General features: G+C 70.8%; 21 protein-coding genes and 1 pseudogene. 13 read left to right on the forward strand and 9 right to left on the reverse strand.

All coding sequences use genetic code 11. The features are described 5' to 3' along the window. Nucleotides 1-197: 197 nt before the first annotated feature. The 5 genes from ACH4S7_RS16585 (at nt 198) to ACH4S7_RS16605 (ending at nt 6,866) form a co-directional block, all read left to right on the forward strand. Nucleotides 198-1,178: a carbohydrate ABC transporter permease gene (locus tag ACH4S7_RS16585; RefSeq protein WP_398521901.1), complete on the forward strand. Its 981-nt coding sequence runs from the start codon at nt 198-200 to the stop codon at nt 1,176-1,178. After that, on the forward strand, nt 1,175-2,005 hold the full coding sequence (locus ACH4S7_RS16590; protein WP_398521902.1) for a carbohydrate ABC transporter permease: 831 nt from the start codon (nt 1,175-1,177) through the stop codon (nt 2,003-2,005). The genes ACH4S7_RS16585 and ACH4S7_RS16590 overlap by 4 nt, the downstream gene beginning before the upstream one ends. 5 nt (nt 2,006-2,010) lie before the next feature. Then, complete coding sequence (locus ACH4S7_RS16595; protein ID WP_398521903.1) at nt 2,011-3,546, forward strand: glycoside hydrolase family 3 protein; 1,536 nt, start codon at nt 2,011-2,013, stop codon at nt 3,544-3,546. Nucleotides 3,547-3,911: 365 nt separating this feature from the next. Next, on the forward strand, nt 3,912-4,982 hold the full coding sequence (locus tag ACH4S7_RS16600) for an SIS domain-containing protein (protein WP_398521904.1): 1,071 nt from the start codon (nt 3,912-3,914) through the stop codon (nt 4,980-4,982). 411 nt (nt 4,983-5,393) lie between these two features. Beyond that, nucleotides 5,394-6,866 carry a PAS domain-containing sensor histidine kinase gene (locus ACH4S7_RS16605; RefSeq protein WP_398522358.1) on the forward strand — a complete coding sequence of 491 codons (1,473 nt, stop codon included), beginning with the start codon at nt 5,394-5,396 and terminating at the stop codon, nt 6,864-6,866. Between the two features lie 234 nt (nt 6,867-7,100). Here ACH4S7_RS16605 and ACH4S7_RS16610 read toward each other — a convergent pair whose 3' ends face one another. Beyond that, on the reverse strand, nt 7,101-7,358 hold the full coding sequence (locus tag ACH4S7_RS16610; RefSeq protein WP_003953983.1) for a WhiB family transcriptional regulator: 258 nt from the start codon (nt 7,356-7,358) through the stop codon (nt 7,101-7,103). Between the two features lie 320 nt (nt 7,359-7,678). Further along, nucleotides 7,679-8,647: a diacylglycerol/lipid kinase family protein gene (locus tag ACH4S7_RS16615; RefSeq protein WP_398521905.1), complete on the reverse strand. Its 969-nt coding sequence runs from the start codon at nt 8,645-8,647 to the stop codon at nt 7,679-7,681. 194 nt (nt 8,648-8,841) lie between these two features. Between ACH4S7_RS16615 and ACH4S7_RS16620 the strand changes: the two genes are divergently transcribed. Further along, on the forward strand, nt 8,842-9,264 hold the full coding sequence (locus tag ACH4S7_RS16620; protein WP_398521906.1) for a hypothetical protein: 423 nt from the start codon (nt 8,842-8,844) through the stop codon (nt 9,262-9,264). A gap of 254 nt (nt 9,265-9,518) precedes the next feature. Here the strand turns inward: ACH4S7_RS16620 and ACH4S7_RS16625 are convergent, their stop codons facing one another. From ACH4S7_RS16625 to ACH4S7_RS16635, 3 genes are all read right to left on the reverse strand, one after another. Beyond that, the gene (locus ACH4S7_RS16625) at nt 9,519-10,460 is read right to left on the reverse strand and encodes an RNA polymerase sigma factor SigF (protein WP_398521907.1); all 942 of its coding nucleotides are present in this window, start codon (nt 10,458-10,460) and stop codon (nt 9,519-9,521) included. Nucleotides 10,461-10,498: 38 nt separating this feature from the next. Next, nucleotides 10,499-10,912 carry an anti-sigma regulatory factor gene (locus tag ACH4S7_RS16630; RefSeq protein ID WP_398521908.1) on the reverse strand — a complete coding sequence of 138 codons (414 nt, stop codon included), beginning with the start codon at nt 10,910-10,912 and terminating at the stop codon, nt 10,499-10,501. Between the two features lie 283 nt (nt 10,913-11,195). Further along, nucleotides 11,196-11,456 (reverse strand): UBP-type zinc finger domain-containing protein, encoded by a 261-nt coding sequence (locus ACH4S7_RS16635; RefSeq protein WP_398521909.1) that lies wholly within the window; start codon nt 11,454-11,456, stop codon nt 11,196-11,198. A 158-nt stretch (nt 11,457-11,614) separates the two neighbouring features. On the opposite strand from ACH4S7_RS16635, the gene ACH4S7_RS16640 reads away from it, so the two are divergent. After that, nucleotides 11,615-13,225: a Na+/H+ antiporter gene (locus tag ACH4S7_RS16640; RefSeq protein ID WP_398521910.1), complete on the forward strand. Its 1,611-nt coding sequence runs from the start codon at nt 11,615-11,617 to the stop codon at nt 13,223-13,225. On the opposite strand, the gene ACH4S7_RS16645 is transcribed toward ACH4S7_RS16640, so the two are convergent. Continuing rightward, on the reverse strand, nt 13,192-14,142 hold the full coding sequence (locus ACH4S7_RS16645) for a 1-aminocyclopropane-1-carboxylate deaminase/D-cysteine desulfhydrase (RefSeq protein WP_398521911.1): 951 nt from the start codon (nt 14,140-14,142) through the stop codon (nt 13,192-13,194). The genes ACH4S7_RS16640 and ACH4S7_RS16645 overlap by 34 nt on opposite strands. Nucleotides 14,143-14,254: 112 nt before the next feature. Further along, nucleotides 14,255-14,845 (reverse strand): N-acetylmuramoyl-L-alanine amidase, encoded by a 591-nt coding sequence (locus tag ACH4S7_RS16650; RefSeq protein ID WP_398521912.1) that lies wholly within the window; start codon nt 14,843-14,845, stop codon nt 14,255-14,257. 286 nt (nt 14,846-15,131) lie between these two features. Here ACH4S7_RS16650 and ACH4S7_RS16655 point away from each other — a divergent pair, with 286 nt between their 5' ends. The 4 genes from ACH4S7_RS16655 (at nt 15,132) to ACH4S7_RS16670 (ending at nt 19,639) form a co-directional block, all read left to right on the forward strand. Then, a complete protein-coding gene (locus ACH4S7_RS16655; protein WP_398521913.1) occupies nt 15,132-16,574 on the forward strand; it encodes a family 2B encapsulin nanocompartment shell protein in 1,443 nt (480 codons plus the stop codon). A gap of 141 nt (nt 16,575-16,715) precedes the next feature. Then, nucleotides 16,716-17,756, forward strand: coding sequence for a family 2 encapsulin nanocompartment cargo protein polyprenyl transferase (locus ACH4S7_RS16660; protein WP_398522359.1), 1,041 nt, complete (start codon nt 16,716-16,718; stop codon nt 17,754-17,756). Between the two features lie 541 nt (nt 17,757-18,297). After that, nucleotides 18,298-18,879 carry a dihydrofolate reductase family protein gene (locus ACH4S7_RS16665; protein ID WP_398521914.1) on the forward strand — a complete coding sequence of 194 codons (582 nt, stop codon included), beginning with the start codon at nt 18,298-18,300 and terminating at the stop codon, nt 18,877-18,879. Between the two features lie 319 nt (nt 18,880-19,198). Next, complete coding sequence (locus ACH4S7_RS16670) at nt 19,199-19,639, forward strand: DUF6304 family protein (RefSeq protein ID WP_398521915.1); 441 nt, start codon at nt 19,199-19,201, stop codon at nt 19,637-19,639. A 275-nt stretch (nt 19,640-19,914) separates the two neighbouring features. Here the strand turns inward: ACH4S7_RS16670 and snpA are convergent, their stop codons facing one another. Then, the gene (gene snpA, locus ACH4S7_RS16675) at nt 19,915-20,571 is read right to left on the reverse strand and encodes a snapalysin (RefSeq protein WP_398521916.1); all 657 of its coding nucleotides are present in this window, start codon (nt 20,569-20,571) and stop codon (nt 19,915-19,917) included. A gap of 178 nt (nt 20,572-20,749) precedes the next feature. Between snpA and ACH4S7_RS16680 the strand changes: the two genes are divergently transcribed. After that, entirely contained in the window at nt 20,750-21,706 is a 957-nt protein-coding gene (locus tag ACH4S7_RS16680; RefSeq protein ID WP_398521917.1) for a LysR substrate-binding domain-containing protein, read from the forward strand. A 186-nt stretch (nt 21,707-21,892) separates the two neighbouring features. Here ACH4S7_RS16680 and ACH4S7_RS16685 read toward each other — a convergent pair whose 3' ends face one another. Further along, nucleotides 21,893-22,246 (reverse strand): hypothetical protein, encoded by a 354-nt coding sequence (locus tag ACH4S7_RS16685; RefSeq protein WP_398521918.1) that lies wholly within the window; start codon nt 22,244-22,246, stop codon nt 21,893-21,895. Nucleotides 22,247-22,572: 326 nt separating this feature from the next. Between ACH4S7_RS16685 and ACH4S7_RS16690 the strand changes: the two are divergent. Next, nucleotides 22,573-23,121 (forward strand): annotated as a pseudogene (locus tag ACH4S7_RS16690) (RNA polymerase sigma factor); the annotation flags it as partial. Nucleotides 23,122-23,286: the final 165 nt, after the last annotated feature.

The following is a 23,286-nucleotide window of genomic DNA, read 5'->3' on the forward strand; positions in this document are numbered from 1 at the left end:
CCCCGGGCCTCCAACTTTAACCCCCCCCCCGCCGCCCCCAATGCTGGCGGGGGGCCACATCACCCCCCCCCCCCCCATCAACATTTCGGCCTGGGGGGGGGGGGGGGGGGGCCCCGGGGCCCCCCCCCCCCCGACGATCACCTGTGCCCTTCCGCGATTCTGCGTCCCCATAGCGCCTAGGAAGAGATGGCAAGCGCATGACCGTGCAGACCGAACGGCCGCCTTCCGGCCCGACGGAGGTTCCCCGCGGGACCAGTGAGGGATCGGGCAAGCCTCCGGCGCGTGGCAGAGTCGGCGCATTCGTGCCCTATCTGCTACTGCTCCCCGCGGTTGTGGCCACCCTGATATTCCTCGGCTGGCCGCTGATCAACAACGCCCTCCTGTCGTTCCAGAATCTCAATATGAGGCAGCTGATCCAGCACCTCACCGAGTGGAACGGGATCGAGAACTACACGGAAGTCCTCACCGGCTCGGACTTCTGGCGCGTCACCGGCCGTTCCATCCTCTTCATGGGGACCAATGTCGTCCTGATCATGATTCTGGGCACGTTGGTCGGTCTGCTGCTCGCCCGCCTCGGCAAGCGCATGAGGGTCGCCCTGCTGGTCGGCCTCGTCCTCGCCTGGGCCATGCCGGTCGTCGCCGCCACCACCGTCTACCAGTGGCTCTTCGCCCAGCGGTTCGGTGTCGTCAACTGGGTCCTCGCCAAAATGGGCTTTGACGGGATGGCCGACTACAACTGGATGGGCACGCAGTTCTCCACGTTCTTCGTGGTGACGGTCCTCATCGTGTGGCAGTCCATCCCCTTCGTCGCGATCAACCTCTACGCCGCGACGACCACGATCCCCAAGGAACTGTACGAGGCCGCGTCCCTGGACGGCGCCGGCGCCTGGAAGAGCTTCCTCTCGGTCACGCTCCCCTTCATGCGCCCCTTCCTCTACGCCACGACCTTCCTGGAGATCATCTGGGTTTTCAAGGCGTTTGTACAGGTCTACACGATCAACGCCGGAGGACCGGACCGCCTCACGGAGATCCTGCCCGTGTACGCGTACGTCGAGGGCATCGGCAATCAGCACTTCGGTATGGGCTCCGCCATCGCCATGCTGACCATCATCATCATGCTGCTGATCACCGCCTACTACCTCCGGATCGTTCTTAAGCAAGAGGAGGACGAGCGATGAAGCGCTCCTTGCTCGGCCGTATCTGGCCCAACGCCACGGCCGTTCTGCTGTTCATCGGCTTCGTCTTCCCCGTCTACTGGATGTTCGCCACGGCATTCAAGAAGACGCCGGACATCGTCTCGGAGTCCCCGGTCTGGTTCCCGATCAACGGCACTCTTGAACACTTCAAGACGGCGCTGGACGCGGAGAACTTCTGGACCCTGGTCCGCAACTCGCTGACCGTCACCCTGCTCGCGGTGATCTTCTCGCTGATCATCTCGCTGGCGGCGTCCTTCGCCCTCGCCCGGATGCGCTTCAAGGGCCGGCGCGGCTTCATCATCGGCTTCATGATGGCCCAGATGGCCCCCTGGGAAGTCATGGTCATCGCGATCTACATGATCGTCCGTGACGCCGACATGCTGAACAGCCTGGTGCCACTGACCCTCTTCTATATGGTCATGATCCTGCCCTTCACCCTGCTGACACTGCGCGGCTTCGTCGCCGCGGTGCCGAAGGAGCTGGAGGAGTCCGCGATGGTCGACGGCTGTACCCGGGCCCAGGCGTTCCGCCGGGTGATCCTGCCGCTGCTGGCGCCGGGCCTGATGTCGACGTCGATGTTCGGCTTCATCACCGCCTGGAACGAGTTCCCGATGGTGCTGGTCCTCAACAAGCAGGCCGAGTTCCAGACCCTGCCGGTGTGGCTGTCCAGCTTCCGCTCGACCTTCGGTGACGACTGGGGCGCCACCATGGCGGCGTCCACACTCTTCGCCATCCCGATCCTGGTCCTCTTCGTCTTCCTCCAGCGCCGGGCGGTCAGTGGTCTCACTGACGGCGCCGTGAAGGGGTGACCGCGTTGAGCATCAGAACCAGCGGAAACCTGACCCAGGACCGGCTGTACGCGGACGCCCTGGTCGTGCTCCAGCCCGGCTTCGACGGAGTGACGGTGCCGGACTGGATCCGTCGCTCGGTCGCCGATGGACTGCTCTCCGTCGCGCTGTACGGGCGCAACTGCACCAGCCCCGAGCAGGTCGCGGCACTCACCGCCGATCTGCACAAGGAGAACCCCGACATCCTCGTCGCCATCGACGAGGAGGGCGGCGACGTCACCCGGCTCGAGGTCGTCAACGGCTCCTCCTGGCCCGGCAACCTCGCCCTCGGCGCGATCGACGACCCCGCGGTGACCCGGGCGGTCGCCCGGGAGCTCGGGCACTCGCTCGTCGCCTGCGGCGTCAACTTCAACTGGGCCCCGTCGGCGGATGTGAACGCCAACCCCGACAACCCGGTGATCGGGGTGCGCGCCTTCGGCGCCGACCCCCAGCTGTGCGCACGTCACACGGCGGCCTGGGTCGAGGGACTCCAGTCCGTGGGCATCGCCGCCTGTGCCAAGCACTTCCCCGGACACGGGGACACCGCCGTGGACTCGCACCACGGACTGCCCACCATCGACGTCACCGAGCCGGTGCTGCGGGAACGGGACCTCGTGCCCTTCCAGGCCGCGATCGACCAGGGCGTCAAGGCGGTGATGACGGCCCACATCATGGCCACCGCGCTCGACACCGAGTACCCCGCGACCCTGAGCCACAGCGTGCTGACGAAGCTGCTGCGCGCTCCGCGCGTCGAGGGCGGACTCGGCTTCGAGGGGCTGATCGTCACGGACGCCATCGAGATGGGCGCCATCAGCCGCACCTACGGGGCGGCCCGTGGCACGGTGCTCGCCATCGCCGCGGGAGCCGACGCGATCTGCACCGGTGGTGAGACCTACGACGAGGCGTTCGTCACCGAGCTGGCCGGCGCCGTCGTGCGCGCCGTCCACGACGGCGACCTGCCGGAGGAGCGGCTGGCCGATGCGGCCGACCGGGTCCGTACCCTCGGCGCCTGGACCGCCGAGCAGGGGCGGCCCGACGGCCGCCGGGCACCCGATCCCGAGGTCGGCCTCGCGGCCGCCCGCCGGGCCCTGCGGGTGACCACCCACGCCCGCCACACGCCCGTCACCGGACCGGTCCATGTGGCGACCTTCGCCCCGGAGGCTAATGTCGCGGCGGGCGGTGCCACCCCGTGGGGCGCCGCCGCCGCCGTCGCCGAACTGCTGCCGGGCTCTGGCCACGCCACGTACACCGAGGAGCCGGCCGCCGCCGACGGCACGTCCGGGCTGCTCGCCCGGGTGCTGGGCGAGGCCGGCGAACGCCGGGTCGTCGCGGTGGTGCGCGACGTCCACCGGCGTCCGTGGATGACCGACGCGCTGCGCGCGCTGGTCGCCGCCCGTCCCGACACCGTGGTGATCGAGATGGGTGTCCCGCAGGCGGAACCGGTCGGTTCGCTGCACATCGCCACCTACGGCGCGTCCCCGGTCTGTGGCCGGGCGGCGGCGGAGGTTATCGCAGGTAGGTGACATCGACGTCGGTGCGGGGTGCGGCTTCACAGGAGGGGACCGCACCCGGCACCGACGTCTGTCGTTTCCCCCTGACCGGCCGCCGGTGCCGTGGATCTGCCGGTCCGCGCGGAGGACCGTAGGATCGTTGCAGGAGTGCGCGACGGTCACCGACACCCTGGTGGACCGCGCCGTCAGGCGTGCCGCGCACGCGACCCGGGCCGGTGCTGAACGGTCCGCCCCGCGGACGGCACCCACCGCCGAGGTCGTCCCACCGGTGAGACGACCTGCCGGGCCGACCGAGGCGGACCGCGCTGTGCCGGGGGCCCCCGGCAGCCCCCGGGGACCGGCCCCCGCGCAGGGAACGTCCGTTGGAGGCAGCCATCATGTCCGCCACCCAGTCGGCCGAATACCGCGAGTCTCCGGGCCGGATCATGTCCGGCGAGATGGCGGAGCAGCCCCGCGTCCTGCGACACGTCCTGACGGAGGGGGCGGCCCGCATCCAGGAGGTGGCCGCCGCCGTCGCGGCCCGCCGCCCCCGGTTCGTCCTGCTGGCCGGCCGCGGCACCTCCGACAACGCAGCCCTGTACGCGAAGTATCTGCTGGAGATCCGCCTCGGCCTGCCGTGCGGGCTGACCTCCATGTCCACCACCACGGCGTACGGGGCGAAGCCGGATCTGCGGGACGTGCTGGCGATCACCGTCAGCCAGTCGGGCGGCTCGCCCGACGTGGTCGCCTCCACCCGGGCCGCGCGGGAGGCGGGCGCCATCACCGTGGCGGTCACCAACGACCCGGACTCGCCGCTCGCGGGCGTCTCCGAGTTCCACATCGACATCCTCGCCGGCCCCGAGAAGGCCCTGCCGGCGACCAAGACCTACACGGCGTCGCTGCTCGCGCTCTACCTCTTCGCGGAAGGGCTGCGCGGCGGCGACGGCGCGGCGGCGCGGGTCCTGCCCGAGCTGGCGGAAAGCGTGCTGGCACGGCAGGACGAGGTACGGGCCCTCGCGTCCCGCTACCGGTTCGCCGACCGCATGGTGATCACCTCGCGGGGCTACGGGTATCCCACGGCGAAGGAGGCGGCGCTGAAGCTCATGGAGACGAGCTACATACCCGCCCTGTCGTACTCCGGCGCGGATCTGCTGCACGGGCCGCTGGCGATGGTGGACAACGTCTCCCCGGTGATCGCGGTGGTCACCGACGGCAGTGGCGGCGAGGCGCTCCAGCCGGTGCTCGACCGGCTCCGGGGCCGCGGCGCCGACCTGGTGGTGGTGGGTCCGGCCGCACGGCTCCAGGGGGCGACGGCCGGGTTCGCCCTGCCGACGCGGGGCGTTCCGGAGGAGTTGCAGCCGGTGCTGGAGATCCTGCCGCTTCAGTTGCTCGCGTACGAGGTCACGATGGCGAGGGGGCAGGACCCGGACGCGCCGAGGGCGCTGGCGAAGGTGACGGAGACGCACTGAACGACCGGCCGGGCGACTCCCGGGCGGGCGGGACAGCGCGATCCGGGAGCGGATGGCGGTCCTGCCGGGGGAGCGGATGACAGCGGGGGTACGGAGCGGGAAAACCCGCGGGCCACGGCGCCTGACGGGACCCTCAACCCGTCCGGCACCGCAGCCCGGAGTACTTCCGGCCGACGGGTGTGCGGTCCCGTGCGGCCGTGGGGGAGGTCTCGGCGCAGTCAGGGCAGAGAGCACCGGTTCCTCGTTCCACCCTCCTGTGCGGGGAGGGCGGAAGCCTTGGTGCGTTCATTGTGGACTAGACCATTCGAGGATGTCCATCGATCCGCCGAGATTCCTGCCGGCCCACGCCCTTCACCACGGCCGCGACCACCGACCGTGCACCCCGCGGGTACGCTCGCACACGTGCCCTCCATGAACGACCTCGTCCGCCAGCACACCGCCCTCGGTGAATCCGACCTCGAGTGGCTCCATCTGCTGGTCTCGGAGTGGCAACTGCTCTCCGACCTGTCCTTCGCCGACCTCGTGCTGTGGGTGCCCACCCGGGACGGCACCCGCTACGTCTCCGTCGCCCAGATGCGACCCAACACCGGCCCCACCTCCTACCAGGACGATATGGTCGGCCACCTCATCCCCCGCGGCCGGCGCCCGCTCCTCGACGCCGCCCTGGACGAGGGCCGCATCGTGCGCGAGGGCGATCCGGAGTGGCGCGAGGAGGTTCCGGTACGGGTCGAGTCCATTCCCGTACGCCGCGAGGGCCGGGTCCTCGGAGTCATCGCCCGCAACACCAATCTCCTCACCGTGCGGACCCCGTCCCGGCTGGAGCTGACCTACCTCCAGAGCGCGTCCGACCTGGCCCAGATGATCGCCGCCGGCTCCTTCCCCTTCCCCGGCCAGCAGGTCGACATGGACGCCTCGCCCCGGGTCGGCGACGGGCTGATCCGGCTCGACGCGGACGGCGTCGTCCAGTACGCGAGCCCCAACGCCCTCTCCGCGTACCACCGGCTCGGTCTGGCGTCCGATCTCGTCGGACACCACCTGGGCCAGGTCACCGCCGATCTCGCGCCCTCCCGGGGCCCGGTCGACGAGGCCCTGGTCAAGCTCGCCAGCGGCTACGCGCCCCGGGAGACCGAGGTGGAGGGCAACGGCGGCGTCATCCAACTGCGCGCCATCCCGCTCAAGCCCAAGGGCACCCGGATCGGCTCCCTCGTACTCCTCCGTGACGTCACCGAACTCCGCCGCCGCGAGCGCGAGTTGATAACCAAGGACGCCACCATCCGGGAGATCCACCACCGGGTGAAGAACAACCTCCAGACGGTCGCGGCGCTGCTCCGGCTACAGGCCCGCCGAATGGACTCGGCGAGCGGCCGGGAGGCCCTCAACGAGGCCGTGCGGCGGGTCGGCTCGATCGCCATCGTGCACGAGACGCTCTCGCAGAATCTGGACGAGCGCGTGCAGTTCGACGAGATCGCCGACCGGGTCATCGCGATGGTCGCCGAGATCTCGCCGGGCACGGTCGAATGCCGTCGCACCGGCCGGTTCGGCATCCTCGACGCCGAGGTGGCCACTCCGCTGGCCATGGTGCTCACCGAAGTGCTGCAGAACGCCCTGGAGCACGCCTTCGCGGCGGGGGAGCTGGGCTCGGTGGAGGTCTCGGCCGTCCGGGGTGACCACCGCACGGACAGCCGGCTGCTGATCACTGTTCAGGACGACGGCCGCGGACTGCCGGAGGGCTTCGACGCGCAGCGCGCGGGCAATCTGGGCCTCCAGATCGTACGGACGCTGGTGGAGGGGGAGTTGGGCGGCACCTTCGACATGCTGCGGGTCCCGGCGCCCGGCCGCGGCACCCGAGTGGTGCTCGACATCCCCGTACTCGCCCAGAAGTAACGTTCCGTACAGGCATTCCGTACGGACGTTCGGTGCGGGGTGCGGGCTGCGGGCTGCGGAGTACGGGCGACGGGCGTTCGGTGTGAGAGCGGAGACAGCAGCGAGCCCCGGACCGTATGGATTCGGTCCGGGGCTCGGATGCTGTGGGCTATGTGCTGCGCGCTGCGACTCGTGGGCGGTGAGTGCGTACTCGCTGTACGCGCCGCCGGAGGCGTCGGGCTCGTGCGGTGGCTGTCAGGCGCTGGCGTTACGCGCCCGGTTGCGAGCGGCGCGGCGCTTCATCGCGCGGCGCTCGTCCTCGCTGAGGCCACCCCAGACGCCGGAGTCCTGGCCGGACTCAAGCGCCCACTGCAGACACTGCTCCATGACGGGGCAGCGACGACAGACGGCCTTGGCTTCCTCGATCTGCAGCAGCGCAGGACCGGTGTTGCCGATGGGGAAGAAGAGCTCGGGGTCTTCCTCGCGGCAAACGGCGTTGTGACGCCAGTCCATGGCTGCTACCTCTCTTGGGATGACTTATCAGGGTTGCTTGTGAATGTGAACGCTTTCACGAATCCCCCCGCAAGGGAAGGGCCGACCGCCAAGCCTGTTGGCGTGGTCCTGGGTTTTGGGGAGGGGTTCTGGCGGTCTGTGGGGGCCGATGCTGCGGGCCGTCCCGATCGCCATGAAGAGACTCGCAAACCTCGGCGACGGATACAACCCCTTCTGGAAAGTTTTTTTTGATTCCTCGGTGTCGACTAGGTCACAGCCGTACTTCTATGGGGTGGATCCCAGTCCGTACGTTCGAGATAAAGGCCCTTCGGTCCTTCTACTCACACAATCACACGCAGTGCACGGCGTACGCCTGTGAACGTCACGCTGGTGCGCAGTCCGAGGTGGTCACCGTCCATCTGAAAGGGCAGTGGAACCTTTGAATTCAAGGTGAACTCATCCACGTCATGGAGCGTGACCGCGTGCTTGCCGTGCGGTCCTCTTTCGGGGGATGAGGTGAGGAGCTGGGTGGCGTAACGGGCCACCGCCGGGGTCGACAGCTTGGAGAGCCCGAGCAGGTCGAGGCCGGTGTCGAAGGACGCCTTGGGGGACGCGTACATCGGGCGATTGCCCAGGTAGGTCCAGGGGGAGGTGTTGCAGATTATGGAGAGCACGAGATCGGTCACCGGGTCCGCGCCGGGGCGCTCCAGGCTGATCATGCCGTGCCGGCGATGGGGATCGTCCAGGAACTGGCGCATCACCTGACGGACATAGAGCGCGTGTGTCGAACGCTTTCCGCGCTCCCGCTGTTGTTCGACTCGGCCGATGACGCTCGCGTCGAATCCGAGCCCCGCGCAGAAAGTGAACCAGCGGCCGGGAGTGGCTTCGTCCGCCGTTCCGGGGGTACCCGAGGCGAATCCGAGTCCTACGGTGCGTTCACTCTGCTCACTGAGCGCGTCCAGAATGGCGCCGGTCGCCTCCACGGCGTCATTCGGAAGTCCCAGTGCGCGGGCGAAGACATTCGTCGAGCCGCCGGGGACGACGGCGAGGCGGGGAAGTCGATCGGGGTCCGGGCCCGAGTGGAGTAGACCATTGACGACCTCGTTCACGGTGCCGTCGCCGCCGAGGGCGACGACGAGGTCGATGTCTTCGGACTCGGCGGCCCGCCGGGCGAGGTCGCGACCGTGGCCCCGGTACTCGGTGGTGATGGCTTCCAGCTTCATCTCGCTGGCGAGGGCGTGGATGAGCACGTCACGGGTGCGTGCACTGGTGGTGGTTGCTGCCGGGTTGACCACGAGGAGTGCGCGCATGTGATGCAGCGTACCCACAGGGGGGTGCCTGGCCCCAGTCGCGGTGGGATGGGCCGGAGGGGAGAGGCGCGGAGGTGGGGAGACCGGGGGAGGGGAAGCGGGGAGTCGGGGAGTCGGGGAGTCGGAGGAGGGGGATGGTCGGGCCGGGGCGGGGACCCCCGACCCCGCTGGGGCGCGGCGGCTACCCTGCTGGGGTGAGTGCTGACCCGATCCCCCGCCCTGCCCGCCTGACCGCCGCCGCGGCGGTGTCCGGCCTGGAGGGCCTGGCGCTGATCGTCTACGGCGTCTACATGCTGGTGATGGGGCTGATGGGCGACCCCGACAACGCCACGCAGGCGGAAATGGGTGGAGTGACGTTGATCGCACTCGGCGTGCTCCCGCTGGCGGCGGCGCGCGGTCTGCTGGCCCGGCGGAGCTGGAGCCGGGGCCCGGCGATGATCACCCATCTGATGGCGCTGATCCCGGCGTGGACGCTGCTGCGGTCCTCCGGGGGGCTGATCCCGCTGGGAATGCTGGTCGCGGCGGTGGCGGTGACGGGGCTGGTGCTGCTGATCAACCCGACGACGACAGAGGCCCTCGGCATCGGGGGCGCCGGGACCGGGCCCCGGGACGCCTGACCCGTCCGTACGCCGCGCGGGGTCGGTTCGCGGCAGGGGTCGGTTCGCGCCGCCTCGCGCCCACCCCGTACGCCGTGCCGGTCCGTACGTGCTTGCGCTACGACGCGCCCCGGCCTTGTCGCGGGTGCCGGGGGAGCGCCCACCACAATCAGTTACGGACCGTAATCATCGGGTAGATGATTACGGTCCGTAACTGATTGGCGTTGCGGCGCCCCCGTATGGCCTCCATGGCGGTCGAACATCAGACCGTCGGTCTACTCCTCCACCAACAGCTTCTCCCGGAGCTGCGCCAGGGTGCGCGCCAGCAGTCGGGAGACGTGCATCTGGGAGATCCCGACCTCCTGCGCGATCTGCGACTGGGTCATGTTGCCGAAGAACCGCAGCAGCAGGATGCGCTTCTCCCGGGGCGGCAGATCCTCCAGCAGCGGCTTCAGCGACTCGCGGTACTCGACGCCTTCCAGCGCCTCGTCCTCCGAGCCCAGAGTGTCCGCCACCGCCGGGGACTCGTCGTCCGTGTCCGGGACGTCCAGGGAGAGCGTGGAGTACGCGTTGGCGGACTCCAGCCCCTCCAGGACCTCTTCCTCCGAGATGCCCAGCCGTTCCGCCAGCTCGTGGACCGTCGGCGAGCGGCCGTGCTGCTGGGACAGCTCGGCCGTCGCCGTCGTCAGTGCGAGACGCAGCTCCTGGAGGCGGCGCGGGACCCGGACCGCCCAGCCCTTGTCACGGAAGTGCCGCTTGATCTCACCGACCACCGTCGGTGTCGCATAGGTCGAGAACTCGACCCCGCGATCCGGATCGAACCGGTCCACCGATTTGATCAGGCCGATCGTCGCGACCTGGGTCAGATCGTCCAGGGGCTCGCCCCGGTTGCGGAAGCGCCGGGCCAGATGCTCGACCAGCGGCAGATGCATCCGTACGAGCTGATTGCGCAGCTCTGCCCGCTCGGTGGACCCGTCGGCCAGCTCGCGCAGCTCGATGAACATCGCCCGCGCCCCGCTGCGGTCATGGGGATCGTGGTGCTTCTGCTCGTGCACGTGCTCGCTCATTCGGGCCGCCTTCCCCCAGGGCTCTGCCGGGGAGGTACCCCCAGCCTGCGCCTGCTCCGCCGCGGCCTGCTGGCCGTCGAGTCCGTCCACCGGGTGCGGCCGGGCCTGCTGCTCCGGGAAGTCGCGCACCGAGGGTGGCTCGTCGCGCACCGGACCGTCCTCGTTCCGCACCGGACCGTCCCCGTCCCTCACGCCGGACCGGGTCCTGCGCCGCGCTGTTTGTACAGACTGATGGTGACCGTCCGGTCCTCGGCCACCGTCGAGTCGACCTTGCCGGCCAGTGCGGAGAGCACCGTCCAGGCGAAGGTGTCGCGCTCGGGCGCCCGGCCGTCGGTCGTCGGGGCGGAGACCGTGACCTCCAGCGAGTCGTCGATGAGCCGGAAGACGCAGCTCAGCACGGAGCCGGGAACCGCCTGCTGGAGCAGGATCGCGCACGCCTCGTCGACCGCGATCCGTAGATCCTCGATCTCGTCGAGGGTGAAGTCCAAGCGCGCCGCTAGACCGGCCGTGGCCGTACGCAGCACAGACAGGTAGGCACCCGCAGCGGGCAGCCGGACTTCCACGAAGTCCTGAGTTTCGGGCTCGCCTGCGATCTGGGACACCCTCACCTCCAAGGTGACACAAGCTCTTTCGGGGCCACGGGAAGTGATCCCGAAGCCGTCGCTACGCAGTCCGTGCGTAGCCGATGCTGGCCCGGCGACGCTATCGCGATCCATGATGCCCTGTCGCCGGACCCCCTCCCTAAGTCTCGGTCACTCATGGTAAGCATATGAGCACACACGGTGGCTAGAGGTCTGCGTAGTCCAAATACGCCGAAGTGGCGGAGGGTTGACGTACCCACGCCCCGGGTCGTCGAACCGTCGCCCCGGACGAGCGAACCGCGTCCTAGACGAGGGAACCGTCCACGAAGCACCACCGCCAGTCCTCCCCCGGCTCGAAACTCCGCATCACCGGATGCCCGGTTTCCTCGAAGTGACCCGTGGCGTGCCGCAGCGGTGAGGAGTCGCAGCAGCCGACATGGCCGCAGACCAGACAGAGCCGCAGATGGACGGGTTGGGCTCCGGCGGTCAGACAGTCCCGGCAGGTCTCGGCCAGCGGGACGGGCTCCCGGCGGGGCAGCGCCGCCGTGTGCGGACACTCGCTCATGATGGCCAGGTTACGGCGGTGACGGCGGACCTTCACGGCGGGAGCGGCGCACGGCGCTCCGGGGGATCGCGAGATCGGCGCGGCCCCCCGGCGGCGGGACCGACGGGGGAGCGAAGCGGCCACCGCGCACGGCACGCGCACGCACCAGAGGACGCCGAATGGACGCACTGCCCCTAGTGGCGCTGATCGCGGTCAGCGCCGTGATCGCCGGAGCGGCCCGCAGAACCGCCGTACCGGCACCCCTGCTGCTGGTGCCGGCCGGGCTGATCGCCGCGTACGTCCCCGGAGTGCCGGAGTACGCCCTCGACCCGCACATCGTGCTGCCGCTGCTGCTGCCGCCCCTGCTGCACATGGCCGCGCTCGACAGTTCGTACCTCGACCTGCGGGCCAACGCCCGGCCCGTCGCGATGCTGTCCGTCGGCTACACGCTCTTCGCCACGGTCACCGTCGGCGTGCTCACCCATCTGCTGGTGCCGGAGCTGCCGCTGACGGCCGCCCTGGTGCTGGGGGCGGTGATCGCGCCCCCGGACGCGGTCGCCGCCACCGCCGTGGCCCGCCGGCTCAAGCTGCCGAGCCGGATCACCACGATCCTCCAGGGCGAGTCCCTGGTGAACGACGCGACCGCGATCACCGCCTACCGGGTGGCCCTGGCCGCCGCGATCGGTGAAGGGGCGAGCTGGGCCGGGGCCGTCGCGGAGTTCGCCCTCGCGGCGATCGGCGGCATCGGGGTCGGGCTGCTGCTGATGGTCCCCATCCACTGGCTCCGCACCCATCTGCGGGAACCGCTGCTACAGAACACGCTCTCGCTGCTCATCCCGTTCTTCGCCTACGCGGCGGCCGAGCAGGTGCACGCCTCCGGAGTGCTCGCCGTGGTCGTCGTCGGCCTCTATCTGGGGCACCGCCGCTGGCAGGTCGACTTCGCCACCCGGCTCCAGGAGGAGGCGGTCTGGAAGATGGTGGCGTTCATCCTGGAGTCCACCGTCTTCGCGCTGATCGGCCTCCAGCTCCCGTACGTACTGAAGGGTCTCGGCGCCTATGGGGTCGGTGAGTCGCTCGGGTACGCCGTCATCGTCTTCGTCCTCGTCGTGGCGATGCGGTACGTATGGGTCTTCCCGGCGACCTTCCTGCCGCGCGCGCTCTCCAGGCGGATCAGGGAGCGGGAGACCGGCGTCACCTGGAAGGCGCCGATGATCGTCGGCTGGGCCGGGATGCGCGGTGTCGTCTCGCTCGCCATCGCCTTCTCCATTCCGCTGACGACCGCGGACGGCGCCCCCTTCCCGGCCCGGAACCTGGTGCTGTTCCTGACCTTCACCACGGTGATCGGCACCCTGGTGGTGCAGGGGCTCACCCTGCCGGCGCTGATTCGGCTGCTGCGGCTGCCGAAGCGTGACACCCAGGCCGAGACCCTCGCCGAAGCGCAGGCCCAGAGCGAGGCGTCGCGGGCGGCCGACCGGCGTCTGGACGAGCTGTTGGCGGACGACCGCGACGCGCTGCCGGAGCCACTGGAGAACCGGCTGCGCACCGTCATGGAACGGCGGCGCAACGCCGTCTGGGAGCGGCTCGGCGCCGTCAACGAGGTGACCGGCGAATCGGCCGACGACACCTACCGCCGGCTCGCCAGGGAGATGATCGAGACCGAACGCCAGGTCTTCGTCCGGCTGCGGGACCAGCGCCGGATCGACGACGAGATGCTGCGGACCCTGCTGCGCAGGCTCGATCTGGAGGAGGCCGCCGCCTACCGCGAGGAGGATGACGCCGAATCCGGCTGACCGGTGACGACGGCGGCGACCGTGGTGCCGGGGGAGAAGGCGCCATCGGCGGCGAGCGTCGCCAGGCCGTGCAGCATCTTGGCGACGTACACCCGCTCCACGGGCAGTCCGTGGCGGGCCTCGAACGCCGCCGCGAACGCGTCGAGCGCGGGGGTCGTACGGGCGTATCCGCCGTGGTGGAAGCGCTCGTCGAGGGACCAGTCGCCGGTACGCCCACCGAACGCCGCCCGCTGGAGGCGTTCGGTCTCGGCGGCCAGGAAGCCGCCCCTGAGCGCGGGGAACCCGATCGCCCGCTGTGCGGTGCCGAGCCCGGCCGCAAGACCCGCCAGGGTGCCACCAGTGCCACAGGCGACGGCGACGACATCGGCGTGTCCGCGCAGTTCCCGCCCGAGCTCCGCGCAGCCGACGGCGGCGAGGGCGTTGCTGCCGCCCTCGGGGATGATCCGGACATCGGCCGGCGCGCCGGAGCCGGAGTGGTCGCCGAGCACCCGGGCCAGCACACCGGCCAGCACCTCGGGGTCGTCCTTCCGCCGATAGGTGGCGCGGTCGATGAAGGCCAGCCGCATCCCGTCCGCCGCGCACCGGGCGAGGGACGGATTGAGCGGCCGGCCGGCGAGCTCGTCGCCCCGGACCACCCCGATGGTGGGGAAGCCCAGCAGCCGGCCGGCCGCGGCGGTGGCCCGGAGGTGGTTGGAGTAGGCGCCGCCGAAGGTGAGGAGGGGGCGCCCGGCCGCCGCCCGCACATTGGGCATGAGTTTGCGCCACTTGTTGCCCGGCAGCTCGGGGTGGATGAGGTCGTCGCGCTTCAGCAGCAGCCGGATGCCGTGGCGCGCCCAGAGCGGGTCGTCGACCTGCTGGAGGGGGGAGGGCAGCCGGGGGCGCAGGACGGCGGTGGGGTCGAGCGCTTCCGGGGGCACGTACCCATTCTCACCTGCGCCGACGACGGGGGACAGAGGGTCGTGCCGGAAGACGGCAGGGGTCGTGCCGGAAGGCGGGGGCGCGGGCCCGGACGGATCCAGAGGAGAGGCTCTACGTCAGCCGTTCGTGGACGCGCTCGCGCAGGGAGCTCATGGTGAAGCCCCGGGGGTCCACCTTGCCCGGCTGCCACTCCAGATGTCCGATGACCGAGCGGGCCGACCAGCCGTGGCGGCGGCAGAGCGCCGTCGCGGCCTTCGCGATGGCGTCCAGTTGCGCGGCGGGCCAGGGGTCGTCGCCGTTGCCGAGGTTCTCGCACTCGAAGCCGTAGAAGTAGCGGTTCCCGTCGGTGTTGGCCTCGTTGTCGCGGGGCAGTGCCCGCTCCGCGACGATGGCGCGCAGGACGTCGTCGTCGCCCTCGCCCGCGTGGTTGGCCCGGCCGTGGCCGACGAGGTGGACGGTGCCGTTCTTGGCGATGACGCCGTGGCAGAGCGGTCCCGGCAGATCGTCGCGGCCGTCGCGGCAGAGCGCGACCGTGCGCGCGGTCCCCCTGGTGGCGGTGTGGTGGATCATCACTCCGTGCACCGGACCCCAGGGGCCTCTGGCGTTCCGGTTGTGGGTGCGCCAGTCGCCGACTTCGACGACGGTCAGCCCCTCATCGCGCAGCGCGGCGAGAAGGTTGTTCGCGGACAGGGGTGAGGCCATGACCGGCTCCCTGGGGTGGAGTTCTTGTGTGGAATGTTCCGTACTGTCCAGCTACCCCAACTGATGCCGGCGTCAGACGTGTTCGGGCGGTGTGCGATGTGATTCGGTCAGTGCCGTTCGTTCCCTCTTGCGGAACTTTCAATTCCGTGCACGGTGCCCGTGGCGGTGGCCGATTAGTCCCATCCATTTGTGTAATAGTGCGACGACTCTCCGTGGTGGAAGCTTTCTTCGGCAGTTCGGGCCGGTGCTCGACGCCATGAACAGGCCATGATCGAGAGGGAGATACATGTCGGTTGGTCCGGTTGGTCCGGTGGGCTCGGTGGGGTCCGTCGGCGATGAGAGTGATGAGCGGCGGACACCGAAGCAGCAGAGCCTCGGTACGGCTGCCGCGCGGAATCTCGCGACCACCACCAAGTCCGTGCCGCAGATGCAGGAGATCACCTCGCGGTGGCTGCTGCGCATGTTGCCGTGGGTCCAGGTGGAGGGCGGCGCCTACCGGGTGAACCGCCGCCTCACCTACGCCGTGGGCGACGGCCGGGTGACCTTCGTGCAGACCGGGGACCGGGTGACCGTCATCCCGGCCGAGCTGGGTGAACTGCCCGCGCTGCGGGGGTTCGCGGACGACGGGGTGCTCGCCGAGCTGGCGAACCGCTGCGAACAGCGGGAGTTCGCGGCGGGCCAGGTCATCACCCGCGCGGACGCGCCGACCGACCGCGTCTTCCTGCTGGCGCACGGTCGGGTGGAGAAGCTCGGCGCCGGTCCCTACGGCGGCGAGGCGGTCCTCGGCGTCCTCGCCGACGGCGCCTACTTCGGTGAGGCCGCACTCGACAGCGGCGACGCCTCCTGGCCGTACACCGTCCGGGCCGCCACCGCGTGCACGGTACTGGTCCTGACCCGCGCCGACGTGCTCAACCTCGCGGCCCGCGCGGACACGCTCCAGGCCCATCTCGACGGCCTCGCCGCCCTGCCCGAACAGCGCACCAACGCCTACGGCGAGGCCCCGATCGACCTCTCGGCCGGACATGTCGGCGAGGCCGTCGTACCGCACACCTTCGTCGACTACGAGGCGGCCCCCCGCGAGTACGAACTGAGCGTCGCCCAGACCGTGCTGAAGGTCCACAGCAGGGTCGCCGACCTCTACAACCAGCCGATGAACCAGACCGAACAGCAGCTCCGGCTGACGGTCGAGGCGCTGCGGGAGCGCCAGGAGGACGAGCTGGTCAACAACCGGCAGTTCGGCCTGCTGGCCAACTGCGACTACAGCCAGCGCCTCCAGCCGCACGACGGCCCGCCGACCCCCGACGACATGGACGAACTGCTGTCCCGGCGGCGCGGCTCCAAGCTGTTCCTCGCCCATCCGCGGGCCATCGCCGCCTTCGGCCGGGAGTGCAACCGCCGCGGACTGGTCCCCGACAGCGTGGCCGTGGCCGGCCACCACGTACCCGCCTGGCGGGGGGTGCCCATCTTCCCGTGCAACAAGATCCCGGTCACCGACGCCCGTACGACGTCCATCCTCTGTATGCGTACGGGCGACGCCGAACAGGGCGTCGTCGGGCTGCGGCAGGCCGGCATCCCGGACGAGATCGAGCCCAGCCTCTCCGTCCGGTTCATGGGCATCGACGAGCAGGCGATCATCTCCTACCTGGTCACGGCGTACTACTCGGCCGCGGTCCTGGTCCCCGACGCCCTCGGAATCCTGGAGAACGTCGAGGTGAGCCGCTGGGGCTGACAACACGCCCCCCGGCCGGGGGGTGCGGGCACTTGCCGCCGCGCCCTCCGGTCGGGCTCCCCGTCCGGACGGGTGCGGCGCCCGCTTCCGCGCCCCCGGCACGGGTTCCCGTCCCCTCCCCGAAAGGACCGCTCGTTGACCATGCCGGAGGCCGTCGAGGGCCGTGACGCCGTCGACCTGCTGGAACGCACCCGTGACGCCGTCGATCCCGGTCTGCGGGCCGCCGTCGACTCGCTGCCCGGCCCGCTGCGCCGGGTCGCCAGGTACCACTTCGGTTGGGAGCGCGCCGACGGCACCCCGGACACGGGTGCCGAGGGCAAGGCCATCAGACCGGCGCTGGTGCTGGCCGCCGCGGGCGCCCTGGGCGGCGGCGGCGAGCCCGTCGGGGCCGCCCTGCGCGCCGCGGCTGCCGTGGAGCTGGTGCACAACTTCACCCTGTTGCACGACGACGTCATCGACGACGACCCCGTCCGGCGGCACCGCCCCACCGCCTGGACCGTGTTCGGCACCGCCGACGCCATCATCACCGGGGACGCCCTGCACGCCCTCGCACTGCGGCTGCTCGCCGAGGACCACCACCCCGCCGCCGCGCCGGCCGCCGAACGACTGGGGGCCTGTGTCATCGAGCTGTGCGCCGGACAGCAGACGGACTGCGCGCTGGAGAGCCGCCCGCCGGACGAGGTCTCGCTCGGCGAGTGCCTGGCCATGGCGACCGCCAAGACGGGGGCGCTGCTGGGCTGCGCCTGTGCGCTGGGGGCGCTGTACGCGGGGGCCGGGCCGGAGGAGACCGGGGCGCTGGACGCCTTCGGCCGGGAGGCCGGACTGGCCTTCCAGTTCATCGACGATCTGATCGGCATCTGGGGCGATCCGGGCCGGACCGGCAAACCGGCCGGGGCCGATCTCGCCGCGCGCAAGAAGTCGCTGCCGGTGGTGGCGGCCCTCACCTCGGGCACCGACGCGGGCGCGGAGCTGGCGGAGCTGTACCGGGGGCCGATGACGGGGGCGGCGGTGCGGTTGGCCGCCGACGCGGTGGAGCGGGCCGGCGGCAGGGACTGGGCGCAGCTCCAGGCGGCGGACCGGATGGCGCGGGCGGTGCAGGAGCTGTCCCGCGCGGTGCCGGACCTGACGGCGGCGGGGGATCTGCTGGCGCTGGCGGAGTTCGTCACCCGCCGCACCCACTGACGGGCCCGTGGCCGTACGCGATGACGGATCCGTGGCCGCACCCGCTGGCGGGCCCGTGGCCGCACCCGCTGGCGGGCTCGTGGCCGTACGCGCTGGCGGGCTCGTGGCCGTACGCGATGACGGATCCGTGGCCGCACCCGCTGACGGACCCGTGACCGTACGCGCTCACTGGTACCCGCACCCACTGACGGCCCCGTAACGGCACCCCCGGGGCGCCCCCACGGCCGCCGCCACGCCGCCCGGGCGCCCCCGTGGGTGCCGCCCCGCCCGGGGCGTACCCGTACCGCCGCCCGTACCGCCCTCAGGGCCCTCGCTCCCCGGCCCGCCCGTGCCGCCCACACCCTCCGGTCTCCGCCGCCCGCCTGGGCGGGCCGCGCCTCAGCCGGCCCGCCCGGTGGTCGATCGCCCGCCGGACCCGCCCGGAATTCCCTTGTCAAACCACTACGTCTGAAGCACTATGGGTGGAGTGGTTGCGCCCGGTGGCTTGTCGGCCGCGGGCGGCCACGGCGTTACTCCACGACGAACGACGAACGGGATCGGTTTGCGCAAGCTCAGCTATTACGTCGCCACCTCCATCGACGGCTTCATCGGAGCCCCCGACGGTGAAGCCGAGTTCTTCACCTCCTTCGTGAAGGGGGAGTACGCCGAGTACCTCGGCGCCGAGGGCGCGGACACGCTGCCGACGCCGGCCCGCCGGGCCTTCGGCGTCGACGACCGGTCGAACAGCGAGTTCGACACGATCATCCAGGGCCGTACCAGCTACCAGATCGCGCTCGACGCCGGGATCACCAGCCCGTACGCCCATCTGCGCGAGTACGTCGCCTCCCGCAGCATCACCGAATCACCCGATCCGCGCGTGACGATCATCTCCGGCGATCTGGTGGCGGCCGTCCGGGCGCTGAAGCGGGAGGACGGGCTCGGTGTCTACCTCTGCGGTGGTGCCGATCTCGCAGGTCAGCTCCGTGACGAGGTGGACGAGGTGATCGTCAAGACCTATCCGGTGGTGCTCGGCTCCGGGATGCCGATGTTCGCCGCCGGATTCCGGCTGGACGAGTTCGCGCTGACCTCGGTGCGCTCGTTCGACAACGGCGTCGTGGTCACGAAGTACCGCCGAAATTCCTGATCGCCGGGGTGTCCGATCCGCCCATACCGCCATATCCTTGGCGGTATGGGCAGCGAACGAGTTCGGACCGTCCGTCGCCCGCAGGCCGAGCCCACGTGCCCGGTGTGCGGAGAGCCTGTCGGTACCGTGATCAAGCGACGCAAGACGCTCGGGGCATTCGTCCCCTCGTGGGGCCCCGGCCCCTGCCACAATCCCGCCTGTGAAGCCTCTGTCGGCCAACCGGGTGAGCACTCCGGGGGCGGGCCCGGTGCGACCGTGGGTACGGTCTGAGCCATCCCTGCTGTTCGGCGGAGGCCGCCGTACCGCTACAGTCCGCGCCATGTCATCGGAGTCGACGGAAGTCTGGGCGGGCTGGTACCGCGACCGGCGTGGCGCGGAAGCGGTCACGATCGCGGCGCACGGGCGGCAACTGCGCACGCGCATCAGGGGTGTTGAGTACGAAGGGGCCTCGCTGGCCGCTCTGGAGGTCGTGGGGGCGGAGGGAGTGCTCTCCTCCTGCGTACTGGAATGGGACATACCGCTCCCCGTCCATGTGGACGGCGCGGTCGAGCGGGCCACGCTGAGCTGTCTGTTGACGCTCGGCGAACTACGGCCCGAGGGGTCCCTCGATCGGGCGGACCTCAATCTCACCCTGCGGTACGGCGGGGCGGCGTATGAATCGGGGGTTGCCGGGGGCGACTTCGACGAGGCGCTGGACCACATCCAGCGGCAGCTCCCGGCCGGGGCGGAGTTGGGAGTGCTGGCCTCGGCCGAGGCATGAGTGACCGGCCGGCGCCACCCACTACCGCCCGGACGCGCTCCCGCGCCGCCGGTAGCGGGTGGCGCCGGCCGGTGAAGGGAAACGAGGGAACGAGGAAAGGGGTGTCCCGTCGTGACCTGACGGGACACCCCTTCGCGTTCCGGTGCTGTCCCGGCGCCCGCGGCATCAGGCGCCGAGGTCACCTCCCTGCCGCGGGAGGCCGGACCGACCGCGCGGTGCCCGGCCGGGATCTCGGGCGATCAGGAGCCGGTCACGGTGCATGACCGGCGCGGTGATCAGGAGACGCGGGCGATGGCGGCGGCAAGACCGTTGGCCCACAGGGCGTTGACCCGGGCGCGCTCCTGCGCGTTCGGGGAGGCGTTCTGACACGACGTACCGGGGCCGCCGCCGGACATCAGCTCGCTGCACGGGCCGCGGTAGTTGTCCGGCAGTCCGAGGACGTGACCGGTCTCATGCGAGGTCACCCGGTACGAGTTGTACTGCTGGTTCTGCCGGTAGTCGAGGAAGATGTAGCCGCGGCCGTGGCCGTCCGTGCTCGCGTACGAGCCACGGGCGTCATTGCCCTCGTAGTAGCGGAAGCTGGGGTTGGCGCCCTCCTGTAGCCGGACGTTGGCGACCGAGCTGTTCCATATCTGGGTGCTGGAGGCTATCTGGGCCCGGAACCTGGGCGCGCTGGCGGCGCTGTAGTTGACGGTCACCACGCGGGCGCCGGGGTTCGCGGCCCGCTTCTCGGCGACCGACTTCACCACGGCCTCGAAGAACGCCTTGGTCGCCTTCGCGTCCTCGGCCGAGCCTTCGTAGGCGACGTACGACGGGGTGGCAGCGGCCGTGGGGGAGTCGGCTGCCTGGGCCGCGGTCGCGGGTACGGCGCCGAGGGCGGCGGCGAGACCGAGGCCGAGAACCGCTGAGAGAACCGTTCTGGGGTGACGCATGGGGGGCTCCTACTCGTCCGTTGAACGGGTTCGGTACGGCAGAGTGTCGAGGAGAAGCCCCCGGTCGGGGATGATGCCAACTCTCGATAACTCCGGCGCATCACCTGTCCCCGTCCGTCCCTCTGTGCCCGAACTGTGTGTCTGGTGTGGCGGCTGAATCCGGACCTACTCTCGGGTCATGGAGCTGGAGGTCAGACACCTGCGTGCCCTGTGCGCCATCGCGGACACGGGCAGCCTGCACAAGGCCGCCCGGCAACTGGGCGTCAGTCAGCCGTCCCTGACGACTCAACTGCGGCGGATCGAGAACGCCCTCGGCGCGGAACTCTTCGCCCGGGAGCGCTCCGGCTGCCGGCCGACCCTCGTGGGCCGCGCCGTGCTGAGCCGGGCCCGTCCGCTGGTGGCGGAGATGGCGGCGCTCGTCGTGGAGGCGAAGGCGGTGGCGGCCGGCGCGGACGGCCCCTGTTTACGGGTCGGTTCGACCGCGAGCCGCGCCCTCCCCGGCTGGCTCGGCCGGCTGCGGCGGCGGCTGCCCGGCACCGACATCTCGCTCCATATGGATGTCTCGGCCAACTCCCTGCTGCGGCTGGTCGCCGGGGGAGGGCTCGATGTCGCCTTCGTCCACGAGGTGGAGGGGTGCCCCCTCATCGTGCCGGAGGGGCTGACCGTGCGGGTACTGGTCGAGCGCGAGCCCCAGTTCGTCTCCATGACCCGCGGTCACCCGGCCGCGGAGGCACCCGTCGTAGAGCTGGCCGATCTCGCCGGCGACCGCTGGATCGTGGATCCCACCGTGGACGGCGAGTGGGACGGGCTGCGCCGGGTCCTGGTGGCGGCCGGGCTCAACCCATCCGTTCTGCACGGGGATTACCACACCGCCGCCGCCCTGATAGCGGTCGGTGAGGCGGTGGCGCCCTGCCAGCCGACGTCGGGGCCGCGCGATGACATGGTGATCCGCCCGCTGCGGGGCGACCCGCTCGCCGTACGACTGCTGCTCTGCTCGCCACCGGGGACCCGGGAGCCGTACGACGGGGTGTACGAGGACCTCGCGGCGGCCTACCGGGAGGCGGCGTCCCGGGTGGCGGCCTACCGGCAGTGGCTGGTCCGGCACAAGAGTCCGCTGCTGGCGCCGGTGGCCTGAAGCGCGCCCCTGGGCGGGGGCGGTGGGCCGGTCTGTACGGTGTGGAATTCCGGCCCTAATATGACCGCGTGCGGCTTCCCGAAGGTCGAGTTCGGGAAGCCGCACCCATTTATTCGCCGATCTCTGTTCGTCGATCTCTATTCGTCGGACTCTAGCTGCCGATGCATGACGCGAACATGCCGACTATTAGCAGCTTCGCAGTCCGTCGAATCGGGCGATTCCGCTGGGCTTCGTGTGCGACCACGTCTCGCCCGGGCGGATGGTGAAACAATTACTGTCGGGTGCGAAGGCCCAGATGAACTTGATGCGGTGCTGTCCGTCGCAGCCGTTGTAGGCGTACGCCTTGTTGCCGGACCGCCAGGCTGAGATACAGCCGGGGGCCGCGGGCAGCCGGATTTCGTCGGCGACCCGGGACGTGGTGGCGGTGCGGGCCTTGGAGTCGGCGGGGTTGGCGGTGGCCGCCGAGGCGGTCCCGAGGGTGCCGGCGCCGAGCGCCGCGACGGCGGCGGTCAGTGCTAAGCCTCGTTTGAGAGATCGCAATTCCAGCTCCTTCGTGTGTCATTCGTTTCCGACATGAGAACGCTATGTATCCAACGACACCAAGAGCAAGGCATATTCGAAGATCGCCGTAATGCCTCAGCCGGAATTCATTTCTCCGGACGTGTTTGTCCGGTGGGGTGTGATGGAGTCGCCTCATCCGTTTCTATGGGTGAGGTGCGGGGTCATTGATCAGGCTCATATGTGCACGGTGTGGCCCCTGGGAACCGGAATGGCCCCGGCGATGTTGACGCAAGACCGACTGTGACGCATGTCACATCATGGGCGTGAACCGGTGAGGGGCCTCCCTCCGACGAGCAGGTGTGAGGGTGACGACCGAGGAAGAGCCGGAGGACGCCGAGCTGCTGGCCGCGCTGCGTGAGCGCGACCGGGCGGCCTTCGAGGAGCTGTACCGCCGCTACGCGCCCTGGCTGACCGCCCGGCTGCGATACCGCCGTGCCGACGCCGCGCAGGTGGACGACATCGTGCAGGAGACCTTCCTCGCCGTCTGGCGCCGCTGCGCCGAGGGGCGGCAGCCCGAGGTGCGGGACTTCGGCGGCTGGCTCTGGCGGATCGCCGACCGGCGCCTCGTGGACGCGGACCGCACCCAGGGCGGCCAGGGCCGGCTGCGACGGGCGCTCGCCGCGCTCCGCGGCTCCACCGCCCCGTCCGCGGAGGAACAGGCGCTGGCGTCGGGGGAGTTCGGGGCGGTGCGGGCAGCGCTCGGGCGGCTCTCCCCCGATCTGCGCGAGGTCGTCCAGGCGACCGTCCTGGATGGGCTGACCACCCGGCAGACGGCCCAGCGGCTCCGGCTGCCCACCGGCACGGTCAAGTCCCGTGCCCTGCGGGCCCGTACCCGGCTCCGCGAGGAGCTGGCGCGTGACCGGGACCCGACCGACCCCGAGCGGGCCGCCCGAGCCGGTGACCGAGCCGGTGACCGCGACCGTACGACGGAAGGCGCCACGCCCCCGCCCCGTACGGCACCGCCCCGTACGCCTCCGATCCGTACGGTCCGGCAACGCGCGGCGACGGACCCTCCGGCG

The organism is Streptomyces sp. NPDC020965 (assembly GCF_044333555.1).
GTDB lineage: Bacteria > Actinomycetota > Actinomycetes > Streptomycetales > Streptomycetaceae > Streptomyces.

Bases quoted from the DNA above. Each gene is read 5' to 3' on its own strand.
- ACH4S7_RS16585 (WP_398521901.1), top strand. From the start codon at position 198: ATGACCGTGCAGACCGAACGGCCGCCTTCCGGCCCGACGGAGGTTCCC.
- ACH4S7_RS16590 (WP_398521902.1), top strand. From the start codon at position 1,175: ATGAAGCGCTCCTTGCTCGGCCGTATCTGGCCCAACGCCACGGCCGTT.
- ACH4S7_RS16600 (WP_398521904.1), top strand. From the start codon at position 3,912: ATGTCCGCCACCCAGTCGGCCGAATACCGCGAGTCTCCGGGCCGGATC.
- ACH4S7_RS16605 (WP_398522358.1), top strand. From the start codon at position 5,394: ATGAACGACCTCGTCCGCCAGCACACCGCCCTCGGTGAATCCGACCTC.
- ACH4S7_RS16610 (WP_003953983.1), bottom strand. From the start codon at position 7,358: ATGGACTGGCGTCACAACGCCGTTTGCCGCGAGGAAGACCCCGAGCTC.
- ACH4S7_RS16615 (WP_398521905.1), bottom strand. From the start codon at position 8,647: ATGCGCGCACTCCTCGTGGTCAACCCGGCAGCAACCACCACCAGTGCA.
- ACH4S7_RS16635 (WP_398521909.1), bottom strand. From the start codon at position 11,456: ATGAGCGAGTGTCCGCACACGGCGGCGCTGCCCCGCCGGGAGCCCGTC.
- ACH4S7_RS16640 (WP_398521910.1), top strand. From the start codon at position 11,615: ATGGACGCACTGCCCCTAGTGGCGCTGATCGCGGTCAGCGCCGTGATC.
- ACH4S7_RS16650 (WP_398521912.1), bottom strand. From the start codon at position 14,845: ATGGCCTCACCCCTGTCCGCGAACAACCTTCTCGCCGCGCTGCGCGAT.
- ACH4S7_RS16655 (WP_398521913.1), top strand. From the start codon at position 15,132: ATGTCGGTTGGTCCGGTTGGTCCGGTGGGCTCGGTGGGGTCCGTCGGC.
- ACH4S7_RS16660 (WP_398522359.1), top strand. From the start codon at position 16,716: ATGCCGGAGGCCGTCGAGGGCCGTGACGCCGTCGACCTGCTGGAACGC.
- ACH4S7_RS16670 (WP_398521915.1), top strand. From the start codon at position 19,199: ATGTCATCGGAGTCGACGGAAGTCTGGGCGGGCTGGTACCGCGACCGG.
- snpA (WP_398521916.1), bottom strand. From the start codon at position 20,571: ATGCGTCACCCCAGAACGGTTCTCTCAGCGGTTCTCGGCCTCGGTCTC.
- ACH4S7_RS16680 (WP_398521917.1), top strand. From the start codon at position 20,750: ATGGAGCTGGAGGTCAGACACCTGCGTGCCCTGTGCGCCATCGCGGAC.